Source organism: Agromyces aurantiacus (genome assembly GCF_016907355.1).
Taxonomy (GTDB): domain Bacteria; phylum Actinomycetota; class Actinomycetes; order Actinomycetales; family Microbacteriaceae; genus Agromyces; species Agromyces aurantiacus.
Genome location: NZ_JAFBBW010000001.1, coordinates 2082106 through 2096950, shown reverse-complemented (window position 1 = coordinate 2096950; position 14845 = coordinate 2082106). Strand labels below are relative to the sequence as shown.

The following is a 14845-nucleotide window of genomic DNA, read 5'->3' as shown; positions in this document are numbered from 1 at the left end:
ATTGATTGAAGCTTCTATACTTGATCGTGACATCCGAAGGATGGTACCTTCATGTGGCGAGGAGGCGTCATGTTCGTCATCACCGCCGACCAGGTCGGCAGTCGCACCGACATCGACCGGTCGGCCACGATGCAGCAGCAGCTGCAGGAGCGATTCGGCGACCGGCTGCACCTGCCCGTGGACCAGACCGCGGGTGACGAGGTCCAGGCGCTCACCGACGATGCGGGCACGGCGCTCGACCTGGTGCTCGACCTCGCGCGCGACGGCCACTGGAGCATCGGCCTCGGCGTCGGCGACGTGCGCGGGCCGCTGCCCGATGCCGTGCGCAAGGCGGCCGGCGGCGCGTTCATCGCGGCGCGCGAGGCGGTCGGCGCCGCCAAGCGCGCCGAGGGGCGGTTCGCGCTGCGCACCGCGCCCTCCACGACCGAGCCCGCCGCGGTGCTCGGCGCCGCGGAGATCGAGCCGCTCGTCCGCCTGCTCCTGCTCGTGCGCGAGCGCCGCACACCGCACGGGTGGGAGGCGATCGACCTCGTGCGCGAGGGCCGCGCCCAGAAGGACGCGGCCGCGGTCCTGGGCATCTCCGATGCGGCGGTCAGCCAGCGCCTGAAGGCCGCGGCGTGGTCCGTCGACGACGAGGCGCGCCCGGCGCTCGTGCGGCTCCTCGCCGAACTGGATCGGGCGACGGATGGCGCGGGGCCGACGGATCCCGCACCCGATCGCTAGGCTCGATCGACGACGCCGGACCTGCCCCGGCGAGCGTGCACCCACCCGGACGAGCGGAGGCCCACGTGAACCTGGACGAGGCGATGACGGCGATCGGCTGGGCGGTGATCGTGGGATCGCTCGCGATCGCCGCGGTGTTCTCGGTGCTCGCCTACCACCACCCTCGACCGCCCTACCTCTACGTGGCCGGCGGCGGCGTCATCGTGGCGCTCGTCGCGGCGTCGACCGCGCACGCCGACGTCCCGCCCGTGGCGGCGCCGCTCATCGCGTTGCTGGGACTGACCGTCGCGATCTTCGGCGGCAGCCCGGCGGCCGCGACCGCGCTCCAGCTCGCCATGGGCGCGAGCGCCCCGCCCGGCGCCCACGGCGGCATCCTCGTCGCCGTGCGCTCCGACGAGCCGAGCGAGCCCGGCATGCTCCCGCCGCGACGCGAGGTGCTCCGGGGCGGTCTCACGATCGGCGTGCTCGAGCGAATCGGCGCCGCGGGCTCGATCATCGCGGGCTTCCCCGAGGGCCTGGCCATCGTGGTCGCGGTCAAGGGCGTCGGCCGGTTCACGGAGCTGGAGGCGCCCGAGGCGCGCGAGCGGTTCATCATCGGCACCTTCGCGAGCCTCATCTGGGCGTGCTCGGCCGCCCTCGTCGTGCACCTCGCGCTCCGCTGAGCCGGGCACCGGACGCGCGGCGTGCCACGCGCCGCGGCCGACGCCTCAGTGGCGCACCGCGTCAGTGCGATTTGGGGTGGCGACGGTACGCCGACACGCCAGGGTCACCGGGCAGCCAGAACCGCCACGGATAGGCGACCGCTCCCCCGGCGCCGGAGATGCCCGTCCGCGGCCCGGTCAGGTGCGGCAGCGGCTCGACCGGCACCGCGAGCTCGAACGGCGAGGCGAGCAGGTCACTGCCATTGCGCGCGAGCGGCACGCCCAGCGCCTGTGCGAGCCGCGCCGGCCCGCGGGCGAGGTCCCGCTCCGACGACCGGGGCCGGCGGGTGCGCGCGAGCGCGAGCCCCTCGACGACGGTGCCGCCACGCAGCAGTACGCCGCCCGACGTTCCCGGACGATCGGCCACGATGTTCAGGCACGTGTGCATGCCGTACGTGAAGTACGCGTAGAGATGACCGCCCTCGCCGAACATGACCGCGTTGCGCGGGGTCCGGCCCCGGAAGGCGTGCGAGCCGGGGTCGACCCCGACGCCGCGGTACGCCTCGACCTCCGAGAGCCGGACGGCGACGCGGCCGTCGTCGGAGTCGTACGCGAGCACGGCGCCGAGCAGCAGCGGCGCGAGCTCGACGGCGTCGCGCAGGAACCAGGCCCGCTCGGGGCGCGCGAGCATCGGGCCACCCGACGTCCCGCCCACGGGACCGCCGCCGCGCGGCATGCGCTCGCCCGCCGTCATCGCGCGTGCCTCAGTCGTCGCCTCCGGGCAGCGCCTGCAGCAGGTGCCGCACGCGTTCCGCGAGCGCCGCGAACTGCGTCTCGACCCGCGCGGGCGCGGTGCCGCCGATGCCGTCGCGGCTCGCGACCGAGCCCTCGATCGTGAGCACCTCGCGCACCCCGGGCGTGAGGTGCGGCGACACGGCGGCGAGCGCGGCGTCGTCGACCTCGTGCAGCTCGAGCGCGTGCTCCTCGGCGTAGCGGACCAGCGCGCCCGTGATCTCGTGCGCGTCGCGGAACGGGACGCGGCGCTTGACGAGCCACTCCGCGACATCCGTCGCCAGCGAGAAGCCGGCCGGCGCCAGCGCGGCCATGCGCTCGGTGTGGAACGTGAGCGTCTCGATCATCCCGGTGAAGGCGGGAAGCAGAACCTCGAGCGTCTCGACCGAGTCGAAGACGGGCTCCTTGTCCTCCTGGAGGTCGCGGTTGTACGCGAGCGGCAGCGCCTTGAGCGTCGCGAGCAGGCCCGTGAGGTTGCCGATGAGCCGGCCCGACTTGCCGCGCGCGAGCTCGGCGATGTCGGGGTTCTTCTTCTGCGGCATGATCGACGACCCCGTGGAGTACGCGTCGTCGAGCGTGACGAACCCGAACTCGCGCGTGTTCCAGAGGATCACCTCTTCGGCGATGCGCGAGAGGTCGATGCCGATCATCGCGGCGACGAACGCGAATTCGGCGACGACGTCGCGGCTCGCGGTGCCGTCGATCGAGTTCTCCGCCGGGTGCGCGAGGCCGAGGTCGCGGGCGACGGATGCCGCGTCGAGGCCGAGCGTCGACCCCGCGAGCGCCCCGCCGCCGTACGGCGAGACGTCGGCGCGCTTCAGCCAGTCGACGAGCCGCTCGAGGTCGCGCGAGAGCGCCCAGCCGTGCGCGAGCAGGTGGTGCGCGAGCAGCACGGGCTGGGCGTGCTGCAGGTGGGTGCGGCCGGGCATGATCGCGGCGCGGTGCTGGTCGGCCTGCGCGGCCAGCGCGTCGATCAGGTGCACGAGCTGCCGGCCGATGGTCGCCGCGTGGTCCTTCAGGTAGAGGCGCACGAGCGTGGCGATCTGGTCGTTGCGGCTCCGGCCGGCGCGGAGCTTGCCGCCGAGCTCGGGCCCGACCTCGGCGATGAGCGCGGCCTCGAGCGCGCCGTGCACGTCCTCGTCGGTGTCGGCCGCGACGAGCTCGCCCGAGAGCACGCGCGCCTCGAGGGAGTCCAGCCCCGTGAGCATGCGGTCGAGCTCGTCGCGCTCCAGGTAGCCCGCCGCGGCGAGCGCGCGGGCGTGCGCGCGCGAGCCCGCGAGGTCGTACGGCGCGAGCTGCCAGTCGAAGTGGGTCGACTTCGAGAGGCGCTGCAACTCGGGCGACGGGCCGCCGGCGAACCGGGCACCCCAGAGCGAGCCCTCGTTGGTGCCGTGCGCACCCTGCTGGTCGGCCATGCTCACGCGTCCTTCCTGGCGAGCAGCCACACGAGCAGCGCCTTCTGCGCGTGCAGCCGGTTCTCCGCCTCGTCCCAGATGATCGACTGCGGGCCGTCGATGACGTCGGCCGCGACCTCGTACCCGCGGTCGGCGGGCAGGCAGTGCAGGAAGACCGCGTCGGGCTTCGCGAGCGACATGAGCTCGGCGTCGACCTTGTAGGCGCCGAAGGTCGCGACGCGGTGGGCCTTCTCGTCCTCCTTGCCCATCGACACCCACGTGTCGGTGACGATCACGTCGGCGCCCGCGGCCGCCTCGGCCGGGTCGGTGAAGAGCGTGACCGATCCGCCGGTGCCGGCGGCGATGCGGTCGGCGTCGGCGACGACGGATGCCGCGGGCGAGAACTCCTCGGGCGAGGCGACGCGCACGTGCATGCCGGCCGTCGCGCCGGCGAGTACGTACGACTGCGCCATGTTCGACGCGCCGTCGCCGAGGAACGCGACCGTGAGGCCGGCGAGCTCGCCCTTGTGCTCGCGGATCGTGAGCAGGTCGGCGAGCAGCTGGCACGGGTGGAAGTCGTCGGAGAGCGCGTTGATCACGGGGACCGTGGTGCCCGCGGCCATCTCGTCGAGCCCCGACTGCGCGTACGTGCGCCACACGATGGCCGACACCATCCGCTCGAGCACCCGCGCGGTGTCGGAGGGCGTCTCCTTGCCGCCGAGCTGGCTCGACGCGGTCGAGATGATCAGCGGCGAGCCGCCGAGGTCGGCGATGCCGACGGCGAACGAGACGCGCGTGCGCGTGGAGGACTTGTCGAAGATGACGGCGACGGTCTGCGGTCCGGCGAGCGGCGTCTCCGACCATCGATCGGCCTTCAGCCGCTCGGCGAGGTCGAGGATCTCGGCCTGCTCGGCGGGCGTGATGTCGTCGTCGCGGAGGAAGTGGCGGGTCATGCGGGTTTCCGTTCTGCGCGCGGGGCGGCGGGTCGGGGAGGTCAGTGGGCGGGCGACGCGGCGACGGCCGCGAGCGCGCGGGCGAAGCGCGCCTCGAACTCGTCGAGTTCGGCGTCGCCGATGGTGAGGGGCGGTGCGATCCGGATGGTGGCGTCGTTGGCGGCGTTGACGATGAGGCCCGCGTCGAGCGCGGCGGCCGAGACGGCCGCGGCGGCGGGCTCTGCCAGGGCGATGCCCATGAGCAGCCCCCTGCCGCGCACGCCCGCCACGAGCGGCGAACCGAGGCCGAGCACGCGCTCGCGCAGCTCGGCGCCGCGACGCGCGGCGTTCTCGACGAGCCCGGCGCGCTCGATCTCGGCGAGCACCGCGTTCGACACGGTCGTCGCCAGCGGGTTGCCGCCGAACGTCGAGCCGTGCTGGCCCTTCGAGAACAGCTCGGAGGCGTGGCCGAAGGTCACGAGCGCCCCGATCGGGAATCCGCCGCCGATGCCCTTGGCGACCGTGATCGCGTCGGGCAGGATGCCGGCGTGCTGGTACGCGAACCATTCGCCGGTGCGTCCCGCGCCGGTCTGCACCTCGTCGATGACGAGCAGCGCGCCGTGGCGCCGCGTCAGCTCGCGGGCCGCCTCGAGGTAGCCGTCGGGCAGCTCGAGCACGCCGGCCTCGCCCTTGATCGGCTCGACGATGAGCGCGGCGACGCCGTCGTCGAGCTCGGCCTCGAGCGCCTCGATCGTCGAGGGGATGTGGTGCACGCCGCCGGGCAGCGGTTCGAAGGCGTCGCGCATGGCCGGCTTGCCGGTCAGCGCGAGCGAGCCCATCGTGCGGCCGTGGAATGCGTCGACGAGCGCGAGGACCCGGGTGCGGGCGCCGCCCGAGTTGTTCAGCCGCGAGAGCTTGAACGCGGCCTCGTTGGCCTCGGCGCCCGAGTTGCCGAACCAGACGCGGCCCTCGTCGCCCGCGCCGGTGAGGCGCACGAGGCGATCGGCGAGCTCGAGCGCGGGCTCGGTCGCGAAGTAGTTCGACACGTGCGCGAGCGTCGCGGCCTGCCGCGACACCGCCTCGACGAACACCGGATGCGCGTGGCCGAGCGAGTTCACGGCGATGCCCGCGAGGAAGTCGAGGTAGCGGGTGCCCTCGTCGTCCTCGACCCAGGCGCCCTCGCCGCGCACGAGCTTGCGCAGCGGCATCCCGAGGGTTCGCATCATGCGGTGCTCGAACCGGTCGCGCCATCCACTCATGCCGTCACCTCCGCGCCGGCCGCGGCGGCCGCCACGACCTCGGTGCCGATGCCCTGCTTCGTGAAGATCTCGAGCAGGATCGAATGCGGCACGCGGCCGTCGATGATCGCGGCCTTCGGCACCCCACCCTCGACGGCCTCGAGGCACGCGGTCATCTTCGGGATCATGCCCGACTCGAGCGAGGGCAGCAGGGCCTCGAGCTCGGGCCCGTCGATCTCGAAGACGAGCGAGTCGCGGTTCGGCCAGTCGCGGTAGAGCCCGGCGACATCGGTGAGGATCACGAGCTTCGCCGCGCCGAGTGCGACCGCGAGCGACGCGGCGGCCGAGTCGGCGTTGACGTTCAGCGACTGGCCGGGCTGGTCGAGGTCGGGCGCGATGGAGGAGACCACCGGGATGCGGCGGGCCTCGAGCTGCGCGAGCACCGCCTCGGGGTCGACCTCGACGACGTCGCCGACGAGGCCGAGGTCGATCTCCTCGCCGTCGACGACCGCGCCGCGGCGACGTCCGCGGAACAGGCCCGCGTCCTCCCCGGAGAGCCCCGCCGCGAGCGGCCCGTGCTCGTTGATCAGGCTCACGAGCTCGCGGTTCACCTGCCCCGACAGCACCATCCGCACGACGTCCATGGTCTCGGGCGTCGTCACGCGGTAGCCGCCTCGGAACTCGCTCGGGATCCCGAGCCGTTCGAGCATCGACGAGATCTGCGGGCCGCCGCCGTGCACGACGACCGGGCGGATGCCCGCGTAGCGCAGGTAGACCATGTCCTCGGCGAACGCGCGTTGCAGCTCGGGGCTCACCATCGCGTTGCCGCCGAACTTCACGACGATGATCTCGCCGTGGAAGCGCTTCAGCCACGGCAGCGACTCGATCAGGGTCTCCGCCTTGCGGGCGGCGGCAGCGGCATCCGTTCGGGCGTCGTCGACGTCGTGCGTCATCTGCTCCTCGCTCATCCTCAGCTCGAGTACGCGCTGTTCTCGTGCACGTAGTCGTGCGTGAGGTCGTTCGTCCAGATCGTCGCGGATGCCTCGCCGGCGTGCAGTTCGATGAGCACGTGCGTCGCGCGCGGCGTGAGGTCCACCTCGTCGCGCGGCCGATCGGGCCGGCCCGCGTGGCACATCCTGACGCCGTTCATCGTCACGTCGACGAGGTACGGGTCGAACGGCGCGCTCGTCGTGCCGATCGCCGCGAGCACGCGGCCCCAGTTGGGGTCGTTGCCGAAGATCGCGGCCTTGAAGAGGTTGTTGCGCGCGACCGCGCGACCGACCTCGACCGCGTCCTCCTCGGTCACCGCGCCGCGCACCTCGATCGCGATGTCGTGGCTCGCGCCCTCGGCGTCGCCCTGCAGCTGGAGCGCGAGGTCGCGGCACGCGGTCGTGAGCGCCTCGGTGAAGGTCGCGGCATCCGGCACCACGCCCGAGGCGCCCGAGGCCATGAGCGTCACCTGGTCGTTCGTCGACATGCATCCGTCGGAATCGAGACGATCGAACGTCACGCGCGTCGCGCGGCGCAGCGCCGCGTCGAGCTCGGCCGGCGGCAGGTCGGCGTCGGTCGTGAGCACGACGAGCATGGTCGCGAGGCCCGGCGCGAGCATGCCCGCGCCCTTCGCCATGCCGCCGATGCGCCATCCGTCGACCACGACCTCGACCGTCTTCGGCTTCGAGTCGGTCGTCATGATCGCGCGGGCGGCATCGGCGCCGGCGGCCTCATCGCCCGCGAGGCGGTTCGCGGCCGAGAGCACGCCCTCCTCGAGCACCTCGCCGTCGAGCTGGTCGCCGATGAGGCCGGTCGAGCACACGAGCACGTCACCTGCCGAGACCTGCAGGGCGGATGCCGCGGCCTCCGCGGTGCGGTGCGTGACCTGGAAGCCCTCCGCCCCGGTGAAGCAGTTCGCGCCGCCGGAGTTCAGCACGATCGCCGAGACCACGCCGTCCTGGATCACCTGCTGCGACCACAGGATCGGGTTGGCCTTGGCACGGTTCGACGTGAACACGGCCGCGGCGTGCTGCCTGGGCCCGCGATTGACCACGAGCGCGAGGTCGAGCGCACCCGTGCGCTTGATGCCCGCCGCGATGCCCGCGGCCTCGAAGCCGGCAGCCGACGTGACGCTCACGGTGCCACCCCGTTCACGGGGAGGCCGGTCGCCTCGGCGAGCCCGAGCGCGATGTTCGCCGACTGGATGGCGGCGCCCGCGGTGCCCTTCACAAGGTTGTCGACCGCGGCGACGACCACGACGCGGCCCGCGGCCTCGTCGACCGCGAGCCCGATCAGGGCCGTGTTCGCACCGAGCACGTCGGCCGTGCGCGGGAACTGGCCGTCGGGCAGCAGCTGCACGAAGCCCTCGCCCGCGTACGCATCCTCCCAGGCGGCGCGGACCGCGGCGGCGTCGGCACCCGGCGCGATGCGCGCCGTGGAGGTCGCGAGGATCCCGCGCGACATCGGCACGATCGTCGGCGTGAACGAGATCGTCGGCGCGGCCGCGCCGGCCCACCGCAGCGCCTGCTGGATCTCGGGGATGTGGCGGTGCGTGCCGCCCACCGCGTACGGGTTCGCCGAACCCAGGATCTCGGAGCCGAGCAGGTGCGCCTTCAGTGCGCGGCCCGCCCCGGAGGGACCGACCGCGAGCACCGAGACGATGTCGCGGTCCTCGATGACGCCCGCGCGGATGCCCGGGGCGAGCGAGAGGGCGACGGTCGAGGCGTTGCATCCCGGGGCGGCGATCCGGCGGGTCGACGCCAGCCGGGTGCGCTGCGTGCCCGACAGGCGCGGCAGCTCGGGCACGCCGTACTCCCACGCGCCGTGGAACTCGCCGCCGTAGAAGGTCGCCCAGTCCTGCTCGGACTCGAGCCGGTGGTCGGCGCCGCAGTCGACGACCAGCGTGTCGTCGGCGAGCTCGGCCGCGATCGCGCCCGACGCGCCGTGCGGCAGCGCGAGGAAGACGACGTCGTGGCCGGCCAGCGTCTCGGCCGAGGTCTCCTTCAGGGTGAGGTGCGTGTAGCTGCGCAGGTGCGGCTGCACCGCGGTGAGGGGCTGGCCCGCGTTCGAGTGCGCGGTCACGGTCCGCACCTCGAACTCGGGATGGTCGGCGAGCAGGCGCAGCAGCTCGCCACCGGCATAGCCGGACGCGCCGGACACGGCGACGGTGAACGTCATGGATTCCACCTTATGGGCTGGTCGGTCGAGTGAGTCGGCTCCGGCGACGCCCGGACGGCAGGCTCAGGCCGCCGCGGGAGTCGCCTGGATTCGGCGCTCGCCACGACGTCGGCCGCGCACCACGACGGCACGCGAGACGCGTGCACGGAGGGCCTGCCGGACGGTGGACATGCAGCGACCCTACCGAGCCGCCGTTCGCGTTCGCAAACCGAGGGCGCGCGAGCGCGTCATCCGACGTCGTCGCCGCGCACGCGCACCCACGCACGGTCGACGAGCGCCTCGAGCACGTGCCGGTCGACCGTGTCGAGCCGGCCGATCCAGAGGCATCCGGCCCCGACCTTGACCCGGCCGAGACGGTCGATGAGCTGCTCGGCGCCCGGGTTCTGCAGGCCGTACAGCGAGATCGACGCCTTCCGCGGCGAGAACCCGACGACCATCGAGTCGCCTTCGCGACCGCTCGCGTACCGGTAGTGGTGCAGTCCGTAGCCCACGATGGAGGGGCCCCACATGACCGCGTCGGTGTCGGTGACCCGGTCGAACAGCTCGCGCAGCTCGAGCCCGTCGGCGCGACGGCCGGCGGGCTCGACGGACTCGAGGAACTCCGACACCGAGGCGCCGGTCGGCAGCGTCTTCTGCTCGGCCATGCTCCACGGTACCGCCGCGACGCCCGCGGCGGCACCCTTGGTGCCGGATGCCGCTACTCGCGGATCGCCGCCCCGGTTCGCTCCGCGGCCAGCGCCGCTCCCGCGAGCTTGGCCTCGCTCGCCTCGGCCGCGGTGAGCGTGCGGTCGGCGGCGCGGAACCGCAGCGCGAACGTCAGGCTCTTGGCGCCCTCGGGCACGCCCTGGCCGCGGTAGTCGTCGACGAGGTGCAGCTCCTCGAGCAGCTCGCCCGCGCCCTCGCGCACCGCCTCGGCCACGCGCGCGGCGGGCACCTCGGCGGCGACGACGAGCGAGAGGTCCTGCGTGGCGGCCGGCAGCGTGCCGATCGGGCGCGCCTCGACCGACGGGTCGGCGAGCTCGAGGATCGCGTCGAGGTCGACCTCGGCCACCGCGACGACGCGCGGCAGGTCGGCGGCCGCGGCCAGTTCGGGATGCAGTTCGCCCGCGTAGCCGACGAGCCGGTCCGCGACGCGCACCTCGGCCGTACGGCCCGGGTGCAGCGCGTGGTGCGAACCCTGCGCGAACTCGACCTCCGCGCCGGCGGCGTGCGCGATGCGGCGGACGGCGTCGAGCGCGTCGGCGATGCCGGCGGGCTCGGCGGCGCGGCCCGGCTGCTTCGGCCGGAGGTCGCCGGTCATCAGCACGCCGACGTGCCGCGGCTGGGCCGGGATGCCCGCGTCGAGCTCCTCGAGCACCGCGTCGGAAGGACGTTCCCACCCGATCGGGAGCTCGGCGGAGCCGTAGGCGCGCCCCGTCTCGGGCAGGAACACCAGCCCGAGCTCGAACACATCGAGGTCGGTGAGGCCGCGTGAGAGGTTGCGCCGGGCGACGCCGATGAGACCGGGCAGCAGCGAGCGGCGCAGGTACGGCGCCGAGGCGTCGAGGGCGTTCGCGAGCTTCACGCTCGCGACGGGCGACCCGTCGGTCGAACCGAACTGGGCGTTGTCGGCCTCGGTCACGAACGGGAACGCGAGCACCTCGGTCGCGCCGGCGGCCGCGAGCGCGTCGGCGACGCTGCGCCGCACGCGCTGCGAGCGGGTGAGCCCGCGACCGGGCGGAGCGACCGGGAGCACCGACGGGATCCGGTCGTACCCGAGCAGGCGCGCGACCTCCTCGGCCAGCTCGGCCCGGCCGGTCAGGTCGGGGCGCCACGTCGGCGGGACGACCTCGAGCCCGCCATCGACGGCCGTGACCCGACCGCCGACCTCGGCGAGCGCGTCGCGCACCTCGTCGGACGTGTACTCGACGCCGATGAGCTCGGTGATGTAGCCGTCGGACAGCAGGATGGCCTCGCGCTCGGGCGCGGCGTGCAGGAGCGAGCCGCCGGCGTCGGCCGTGCCTCCGGCGAGGTCGACGAGCAGCTGCGCGACGCGCGCGGCCGCCGCCGCGGCGATCGCGGGATCGACACCGCGCTCGAAGCGCTTGGACGCCTCGCTGGGCAGCTTGTGCCGGCGGGCCGTGCGCGCGATCGACACGGGGTCGAAGTTCGCCGCCTCGATCAGCACGTTGCGGGTCGTCTCGCCGATCTCGGTCGAGGCGCCGCCCATGACGCCCGCGAGGCCGATCGCGCCGCGGTCGTCGGTGATCAGCAGGTCCTCGGGGTCGAGCGTGCGCACCTTGCCGTCGAGCGTCTCGAGCGTCTCCCCCGGCTGCGCGCGGCGCACCACGATGCCACCCTGCAGCGCGTCGAGGTCGTAGCCGTGGATCGGCTGGCCGAGCTCGAGCATCACGTAGTTGGTGATGTCGACGGGCAGGGACAGCGAGCGGATGCCGGCCAGCTTGAGCCGCGCGACCATCCACGCCGGCGTGGGGCGGGCCGGGTCGATGCCGCGCACGATGCGGGTCGCGAACACGCTCGCGCCGACGCGGCCGCGGATCGGCGCCTCGTCGCGGACCTCGACGGGGAACGCGTCGGTCGCGACCTCGGTGGCCTCGACCTGCCCGGCCGGGTCGCGGTAGACCGCCCCGGTCGCGTGAGCGTACTCGCGGGCCACGCCGCGGATCGAGAAGGCGTAGCCTCGGTCGGGCGTGACGTTGATCTCGACCGCGGCGTCGTCGAGGCCCAGCAGGTGGATCGCGTCGGTGCCGACGGGCGCGTCGATGCCGAGCGTCGACAGGCGCAGGATGCCGTCGTGGTCCTCGCCGAGGCCGAGCTCGCGCGCCGAGGCGATCATGCCGTCTGAGACGTGTCCGTAGGTCTTCCGCGCGGCGATCGGGAACGGCCCGGGCAGCACGGCGCCGGGCAGCGTCACCACGACCTTGTCGCCGACGAAGAAGTTGCGGGCGCCGCACACGATCCCGTGCACGGGCTCCCCGCCGTCGGCCGCCCGCTCGCCGTCGGGCGCGACGCGCACCTGGCACCAGCGGATGGTCTTGCCGTTGGACTGCGGCTCCTCGACGAACTCGAGCACCTCGCCCACGACGATCGGGCCCTCGAGGTCGAACGTGTGGACGTCCTCCTCCTCGAGTCCGACGCGCACGAGCGCGGCGTGCACGTCCTCCAGGGACGTGCCCGGGGGCAGGTCGACGTACTCGGCGAGCCAGCTGAGCGGCACTCGCATATCTCTAGACCACCATTCCGAACTGCTGCGAGAAGCGGATGCCCGAGCGGGCCGTGCCTTCGGGCATATCTCTAGACCACCATTCCGAACTGCTGCGAGAAGCGGATGTCGCCTTCGGCCATGTCGCGCATGTCCGAGACGTCGTTGCGGAGCATGAGCCCGCGCTCGATGCCCATGCCGAACGCGAAACCCGTGTAGACGTCGGGGTCGATCCCCGCGGCGCGGAGCACGTTGGGGTGCACCATGCCGCAGCCGCCCCACTCGATCCAGCGCGCGCCGCCCTTGAAGGTCGGGTGCCAGAAGTCGAGCTCGGCCGACGGTTCGGTGAAGGGGAAGAAGCTGGGTCGCAGGCGCACCTTCGCGTCCTCGCCGAAGATCGACTTCACGAAGTGGTCGAGCGTGCCCTTGAGGTGGGCCATGGTGAGGCCCTGGTCGACCGCGAGGCCCTCGAACTGCATGAAGACCGGCAGGTGGGTCGCATCGAACTCGTCGGTGCGGTACACGCGGCCCGGGGCGAGCACGTAGATCGGCACCTCGCGGTCGAGCATCGACCGCACCTGCACGGGGCTCGTGTGCGTGCGCAGCACGAGGTGCGACTCGGGCGGGTCGACGAAGAAGGTGTCCTGCATCGCGCGCGCCGGGTGGTCGGCGTCGAAGTTGAGGGCGTCGAAGTTGAACCACTCGCTCTCGACCTCGGGGCCCTCCGCGATCTCCCAGCCCATCCCGGTGAAGACGTCGCACACGCGGTCCTGCAGCAGGGTGAGCGGATGGCGCGCGCCCGGCGTGAACCGCGACGGCAGCGCCGTGACGTCCACCGCCTCCGCCGCGAGCTGCGCCTCGGCCTCGGCGGCGACGATCTCGGCCTCGCGCGCGGCGAACGCCTGGTTCACGCGCCCGCGGGCGGAGCCCACGAGCTTGCCGAGGGCGGCCTTCTGGTCGTTCGGCACGGTGCGCAGCGAGGCGTTCAGGCGCGCGAGCTCGGACTTCTCGCCCGTGTGCTCGGCGCGCACGGCCTTCAGCGCGGCGGAGTCGCCGGCCGCGGCGATCGCCGCGAGCGCCGCCTCGACGGCGGCCTCGACGGCCGGTTCGGTGATCTGGAGGGGCTCGGACACGAAGAACGAGTCTAGTGGGCGGGCCGCGCCATCCCGACGCCTAGAGCGCGCCGCCCTGCGGAGTCTGCTGCGACTCGGCGATCGCCTTCGCGCGCAGCATCGCCTGGTCCTCGTCTTCCGGACTCGGCGGCTTCATGCCGGTGCGACGCTCGGTGCGCCGCGCCACCCAGCGTGCGAACCACGACAGCGACAGGTTCATCGCCAGGTACAGCACGAGCGTCACGACGAAGAACGAGAACAGGTAGTAGTTGCCGTAGAAGCTCGCGAGCTGGTTCATGTTGACGCGCAGCAGCTCGACGTAGCCGACGATGTAGCCGAGCGAGGTGTCCTTCAGCAGCACGACGAGCTGCGCGATGATGATCGGCAGCATCTGGCGGAACGCCTGCGGGAACTCGATCAGCATCTTCGACTGCATGGATCGCATGCCGAGGCTCAGCCCGGCCTCGCGCTGGCCGCGCGGCAGTGCCGCGAGCCCCGCTCGCAGCGCCTCGCCGATGAGCACGCCGTTGTACAGCGCGAGCGCGGCCACGACCGCCCAGAACGAGCCCGTGCTCAGCACGAGCAGGATGAACAGCATCATCAGCAGCACCGGCATGCCGCGGATGAACTCGAGGACCACGGCCGTCGGGATGCGGATCCACGCGCGCTGCGCGCTGCGCAGCAGCGAGAACACGACGCCGAGGATGAGCGCGAGCACGGCCGCCGTCAGCGCGGCCCGGAGCGTGCCCCACACGCCCGCGACGAAGATGTACCGCCACACGGTCGGGTCGGCGAAGATGTCCCACCGCGACGGGTCGAAGTAGCCGGGGAGGTCGCCGCGGGGCGCCGCCAGCGTGAGGGCCACCCAGAGCAGGCCGCCCGCGATGGCGAGCCCGCCGACCACGGAGGCGATCAGCGAGTTGCGGCGGGCCTTCGGCCCGGGCGCGTCGAACAGGACGCTCGATCCGGTCATCGCTGCACCACCCAACGTCGTTCCAGGCGTGCCGCGAGCAGGCCGAGCGGCACGGTGATGAGCAGGTAGAAGGTCGCGACGCCGAGCAGGATCGCGATGACCGCGTCGCCGTTCGCGTTCGCGAGCGTGCGGCCGACGGCGAACAGCTCGACCACGAAGAAGCCGCCCGCGACCGAGGTGTTCTTCGTCAACGCGATGAACACGTTGATCAGCGGCGGGATGGTCATGCGGAACGCCTGGGGCAGAACGATGAGCGACACCGTCTGCGAGAACCCGAAGCCGACGCTTCGCGCGGCCTCGGCCTGGCCGACGGGCACGCCGTTGACGCCCGAGCGCAGGGCCTCGGCGACGAACGGCGAGGTGTAGACCGACAGGCCGATGATCGCGGCCGTCGCGTAATCGAGCCGGGAGCCGAGCTGCGGCAGCACGAAGGCGCAGAAGAACAGCACGAGCGTGAGCGGCGTGTTGCGGACGAGCTCGGTGTACACCGTCGCGAAGCCGCGCAGCGACGCGACCGGCGAGATCCGCATGGCCGCGATCAGCGTGCCGATCACCAGCGCGGCGATGCCGGACACGACGAGCAGCAGCAGCGTCATGCCGAACCCCTGCAGGTACAGGGGCAGGTTCTCGATGACCGCGTCCACCTCGGTCCCTCCTGTTCAGACGGGTC

General features: G+C 73.1%; 14 protein-coding genes. 2 read left to right on the top strand and 12 right to left on the bottom strand.

The window, feature by feature from the left end:
• The first annotated feature begins 69 nt into the window (after positions 1-69).
• Together JOD46_RS09920 and JOD46_RS09915 are read left to right on the top strand one after the other, a co-directional pair.
• Complete coding sequence (locus JOD46_RS09920) at positions 70-723, top strand: DNA-binding protein (protein WP_204393845.1); 654 nt, start codon at positions 70-72, stop codon at positions 721-723.
• A gap of 65 nt (positions 724-788) precedes the next feature.
• The gene (locus JOD46_RS09915) at positions 789-1385 is read left to right on the top strand and encodes a hypothetical protein (RefSeq protein ID WP_307834988.1); all 597 of its coding nucleotides are present in this window, start codon (positions 789-791) and stop codon (positions 1383-1385) included.
• A 61-nt stretch (positions 1386-1446) separates the two neighbouring features.
• Here JOD46_RS09915 and JOD46_RS09910 read toward each other — a convergent pair whose 3' ends face one another.
• The 12 genes from JOD46_RS09910 to JOD46_RS09855 all read right to left on the bottom strand — a co-directional run bounded on the left by JOD46_RS09910 (position 1447) and on the right by JOD46_RS09855 (position 14819).
• Positions 1447-2055, bottom strand: coding sequence for a DNA-3-methyladenine glycosylase (locus JOD46_RS09910; RefSeq protein WP_204396486.1), 609 nt, complete (start codon positions 2053-2055; stop codon positions 1447-1449).
• Between the two features lie 73 nt (positions 2056-2128).
• Positions 2129-3571, bottom strand: coding sequence for an argininosuccinate lyase (gene argH / locus JOD46_RS09905; protein ID WP_204393843.1), 1443 nt, complete (start codon positions 3569-3571; stop codon positions 2129-2131).
• A gap of 2 nt (positions 3572-3573) precedes the next feature.
• Positions 3574-4503 carry an ornithine carbamoyltransferase gene (argF, locus tag JOD46_RS09900; protein ID WP_204393841.1) on the bottom strand — a complete coding sequence of 310 codons (930 nt, stop codon included), beginning with the start codon at positions 4501-4503 and terminating at the stop codon, positions 3574-3576.
• A gap of 41 nt (positions 4504-4544) precedes the next feature.
• Positions 4545-5741 (bottom strand): acetylornithine transaminase, encoded by a 1197-nt coding sequence (locus tag JOD46_RS09895; RefSeq protein ID WP_204393839.1) that lies wholly within the window; start codon positions 5739-5741, stop codon positions 4545-4547.
• Positions 5738-6673, bottom strand: a complete 936-nt coding sequence (gene argB, locus JOD46_RS09890; protein ID WP_204396485.1) for an acetylglutamate kinase — start codon at positions 6671-6673, stop codon at positions 5738-5740. Before argB ends, JOD46_RS09895 begins: the two co-directional genes overlap by 4 nt.
• A gap of 17 nt (positions 6674-6690) precedes the next feature.
• Complete coding sequence (gene argJ, locus JOD46_RS09885) at positions 6691-7848, bottom strand: bifunctional glutamate N-acetyltransferase/amino-acid acetyltransferase ArgJ (RefSeq protein ID WP_204393837.1); 1158 nt, start codon at positions 7846-7848, stop codon at positions 6691-6693.
• Positions 7845-8888, bottom strand: coding sequence for an N-acetyl-gamma-glutamyl-phosphate reductase (gene argC, locus JOD46_RS09880; RefSeq protein WP_204393836.1), 1044 nt, complete (start codon positions 8886-8888; stop codon positions 7845-7847). Before argC ends, argJ begins: the two co-directional genes overlap by 4 nt.
• 227 nt (positions 8889-9115) lie before the next feature.
• Positions 9116-9532 carry a DUF1801 domain-containing protein gene (locus JOD46_RS09875; protein ID WP_204393834.1) on the bottom strand — a complete coding sequence of 139 codons (417 nt, stop codon included), beginning with the start codon at positions 9530-9532 and terminating at the stop codon, positions 9116-9118.
• Between the two features lie 53 nt (positions 9533-9585).
• Positions 9586-12111, bottom strand: coding sequence for a phenylalanine--tRNA ligase subunit beta (pheT, locus tag JOD46_RS09870; protein ID WP_204393832.1), 2526 nt, complete (start codon positions 12109-12111; stop codon positions 9586-9588).
• A 71-nt stretch (positions 12112-12182) separates the two neighbouring features.
• Positions 12183-13223 carry a phenylalanine--tRNA ligase subunit alpha gene (gene pheS, locus JOD46_RS09865; protein ID WP_204393829.1) on the bottom strand — a complete coding sequence of 347 codons (1041 nt, stop codon included), beginning with the start codon at positions 13221-13223 and terminating at the stop codon, positions 12183-12185.
• A gap of 40 nt (positions 13224-13263) precedes the next feature.
• Positions 13264-14175 carry an amino acid ABC transporter permease gene (locus tag JOD46_RS09860; RefSeq protein ID WP_204393827.1) on the bottom strand — a complete coding sequence of 304 codons (912 nt, stop codon included), beginning with the start codon at positions 14173-14175 and terminating at the stop codon, positions 13264-13266.
• On the bottom strand, positions 14172-14819 hold the full coding sequence (locus tag JOD46_RS09855; protein ID WP_204393825.1) for an amino acid ABC transporter permease: 648 nt from the start codon (positions 14817-14819) through the stop codon (positions 14172-14174). Before JOD46_RS09855 ends, JOD46_RS09860 begins: the two co-directional genes overlap by 4 nt.
• Positions 14820-14845 lie beyond the last annotated feature (26 nt).

Excerpts from the sequence above, each read along its gene's own strand:
- argF (WP_204393841.1), bottom strand. The coding sequence starts at position 4,503 with ATGACCCGCCACTTCCTCCGCGACGACGACATCACGCCCGCCGAGCAG.
- JOD46_RS09920 (WP_204393845.1), top strand. The coding sequence starts at position 70 with ATGTTCGTCATCACCGCCGACCAGGTCGGCAGTCGCACCGACATCGAC.
- argB (WP_204396485.1), bottom strand. The coding sequence starts at position 6,673 with ATGACGCACGACGTCGACGACGCCCGAACGGATGCCGCTGCCGCCGCC.
- JOD46_RS09910 (WP_204396486.1), bottom strand. The coding sequence starts at position 2,055 with ATGCTCGCGCGCCCCGAGCGGGCCTGGTTCCTGCGCGACGCCGTCGAG.
- argC (WP_204393836.1), bottom strand. The coding sequence starts at position 8,888 with ATGACGTTCACCGTCGCCGTGTCCGGCGCGTCCGGCTATGCCGGTGGC.
- JOD46_RS09895 (WP_204393839.1), bottom strand. The coding sequence starts at position 5,741 with ATGAGTGGATGGCGCGACCGGTTCGAGCACCGCATGATGCGAACCCTC.
- argH (WP_204393843.1), bottom strand. The coding sequence starts at position 3,571 with ATGGCCGACCAGCAGGGTGCGCACGGCACCAACGAGGGCTCGCTCTGG.
- JOD46_RS09875 (WP_204393834.1), bottom strand. The coding sequence starts at position 9,532 with ATGGCCGAGCAGAAGACGCTGCCGACCGGCGCCTCGGTGTCGGAGTTC.
- JOD46_RS09860 (WP_204393827.1), bottom strand. The coding sequence starts at position 14,175 with ATGACCGGATCGAGCGTCCTGTTCGACGCGCCCGGGCCGAAGGCCCGC.
- pheT (WP_204393832.1), bottom strand. The coding sequence starts at position 12,111 with ATGCGAGTGCCGCTCAGCTGGCTCGCCGAGTACGTCGACCTGCCCCCG.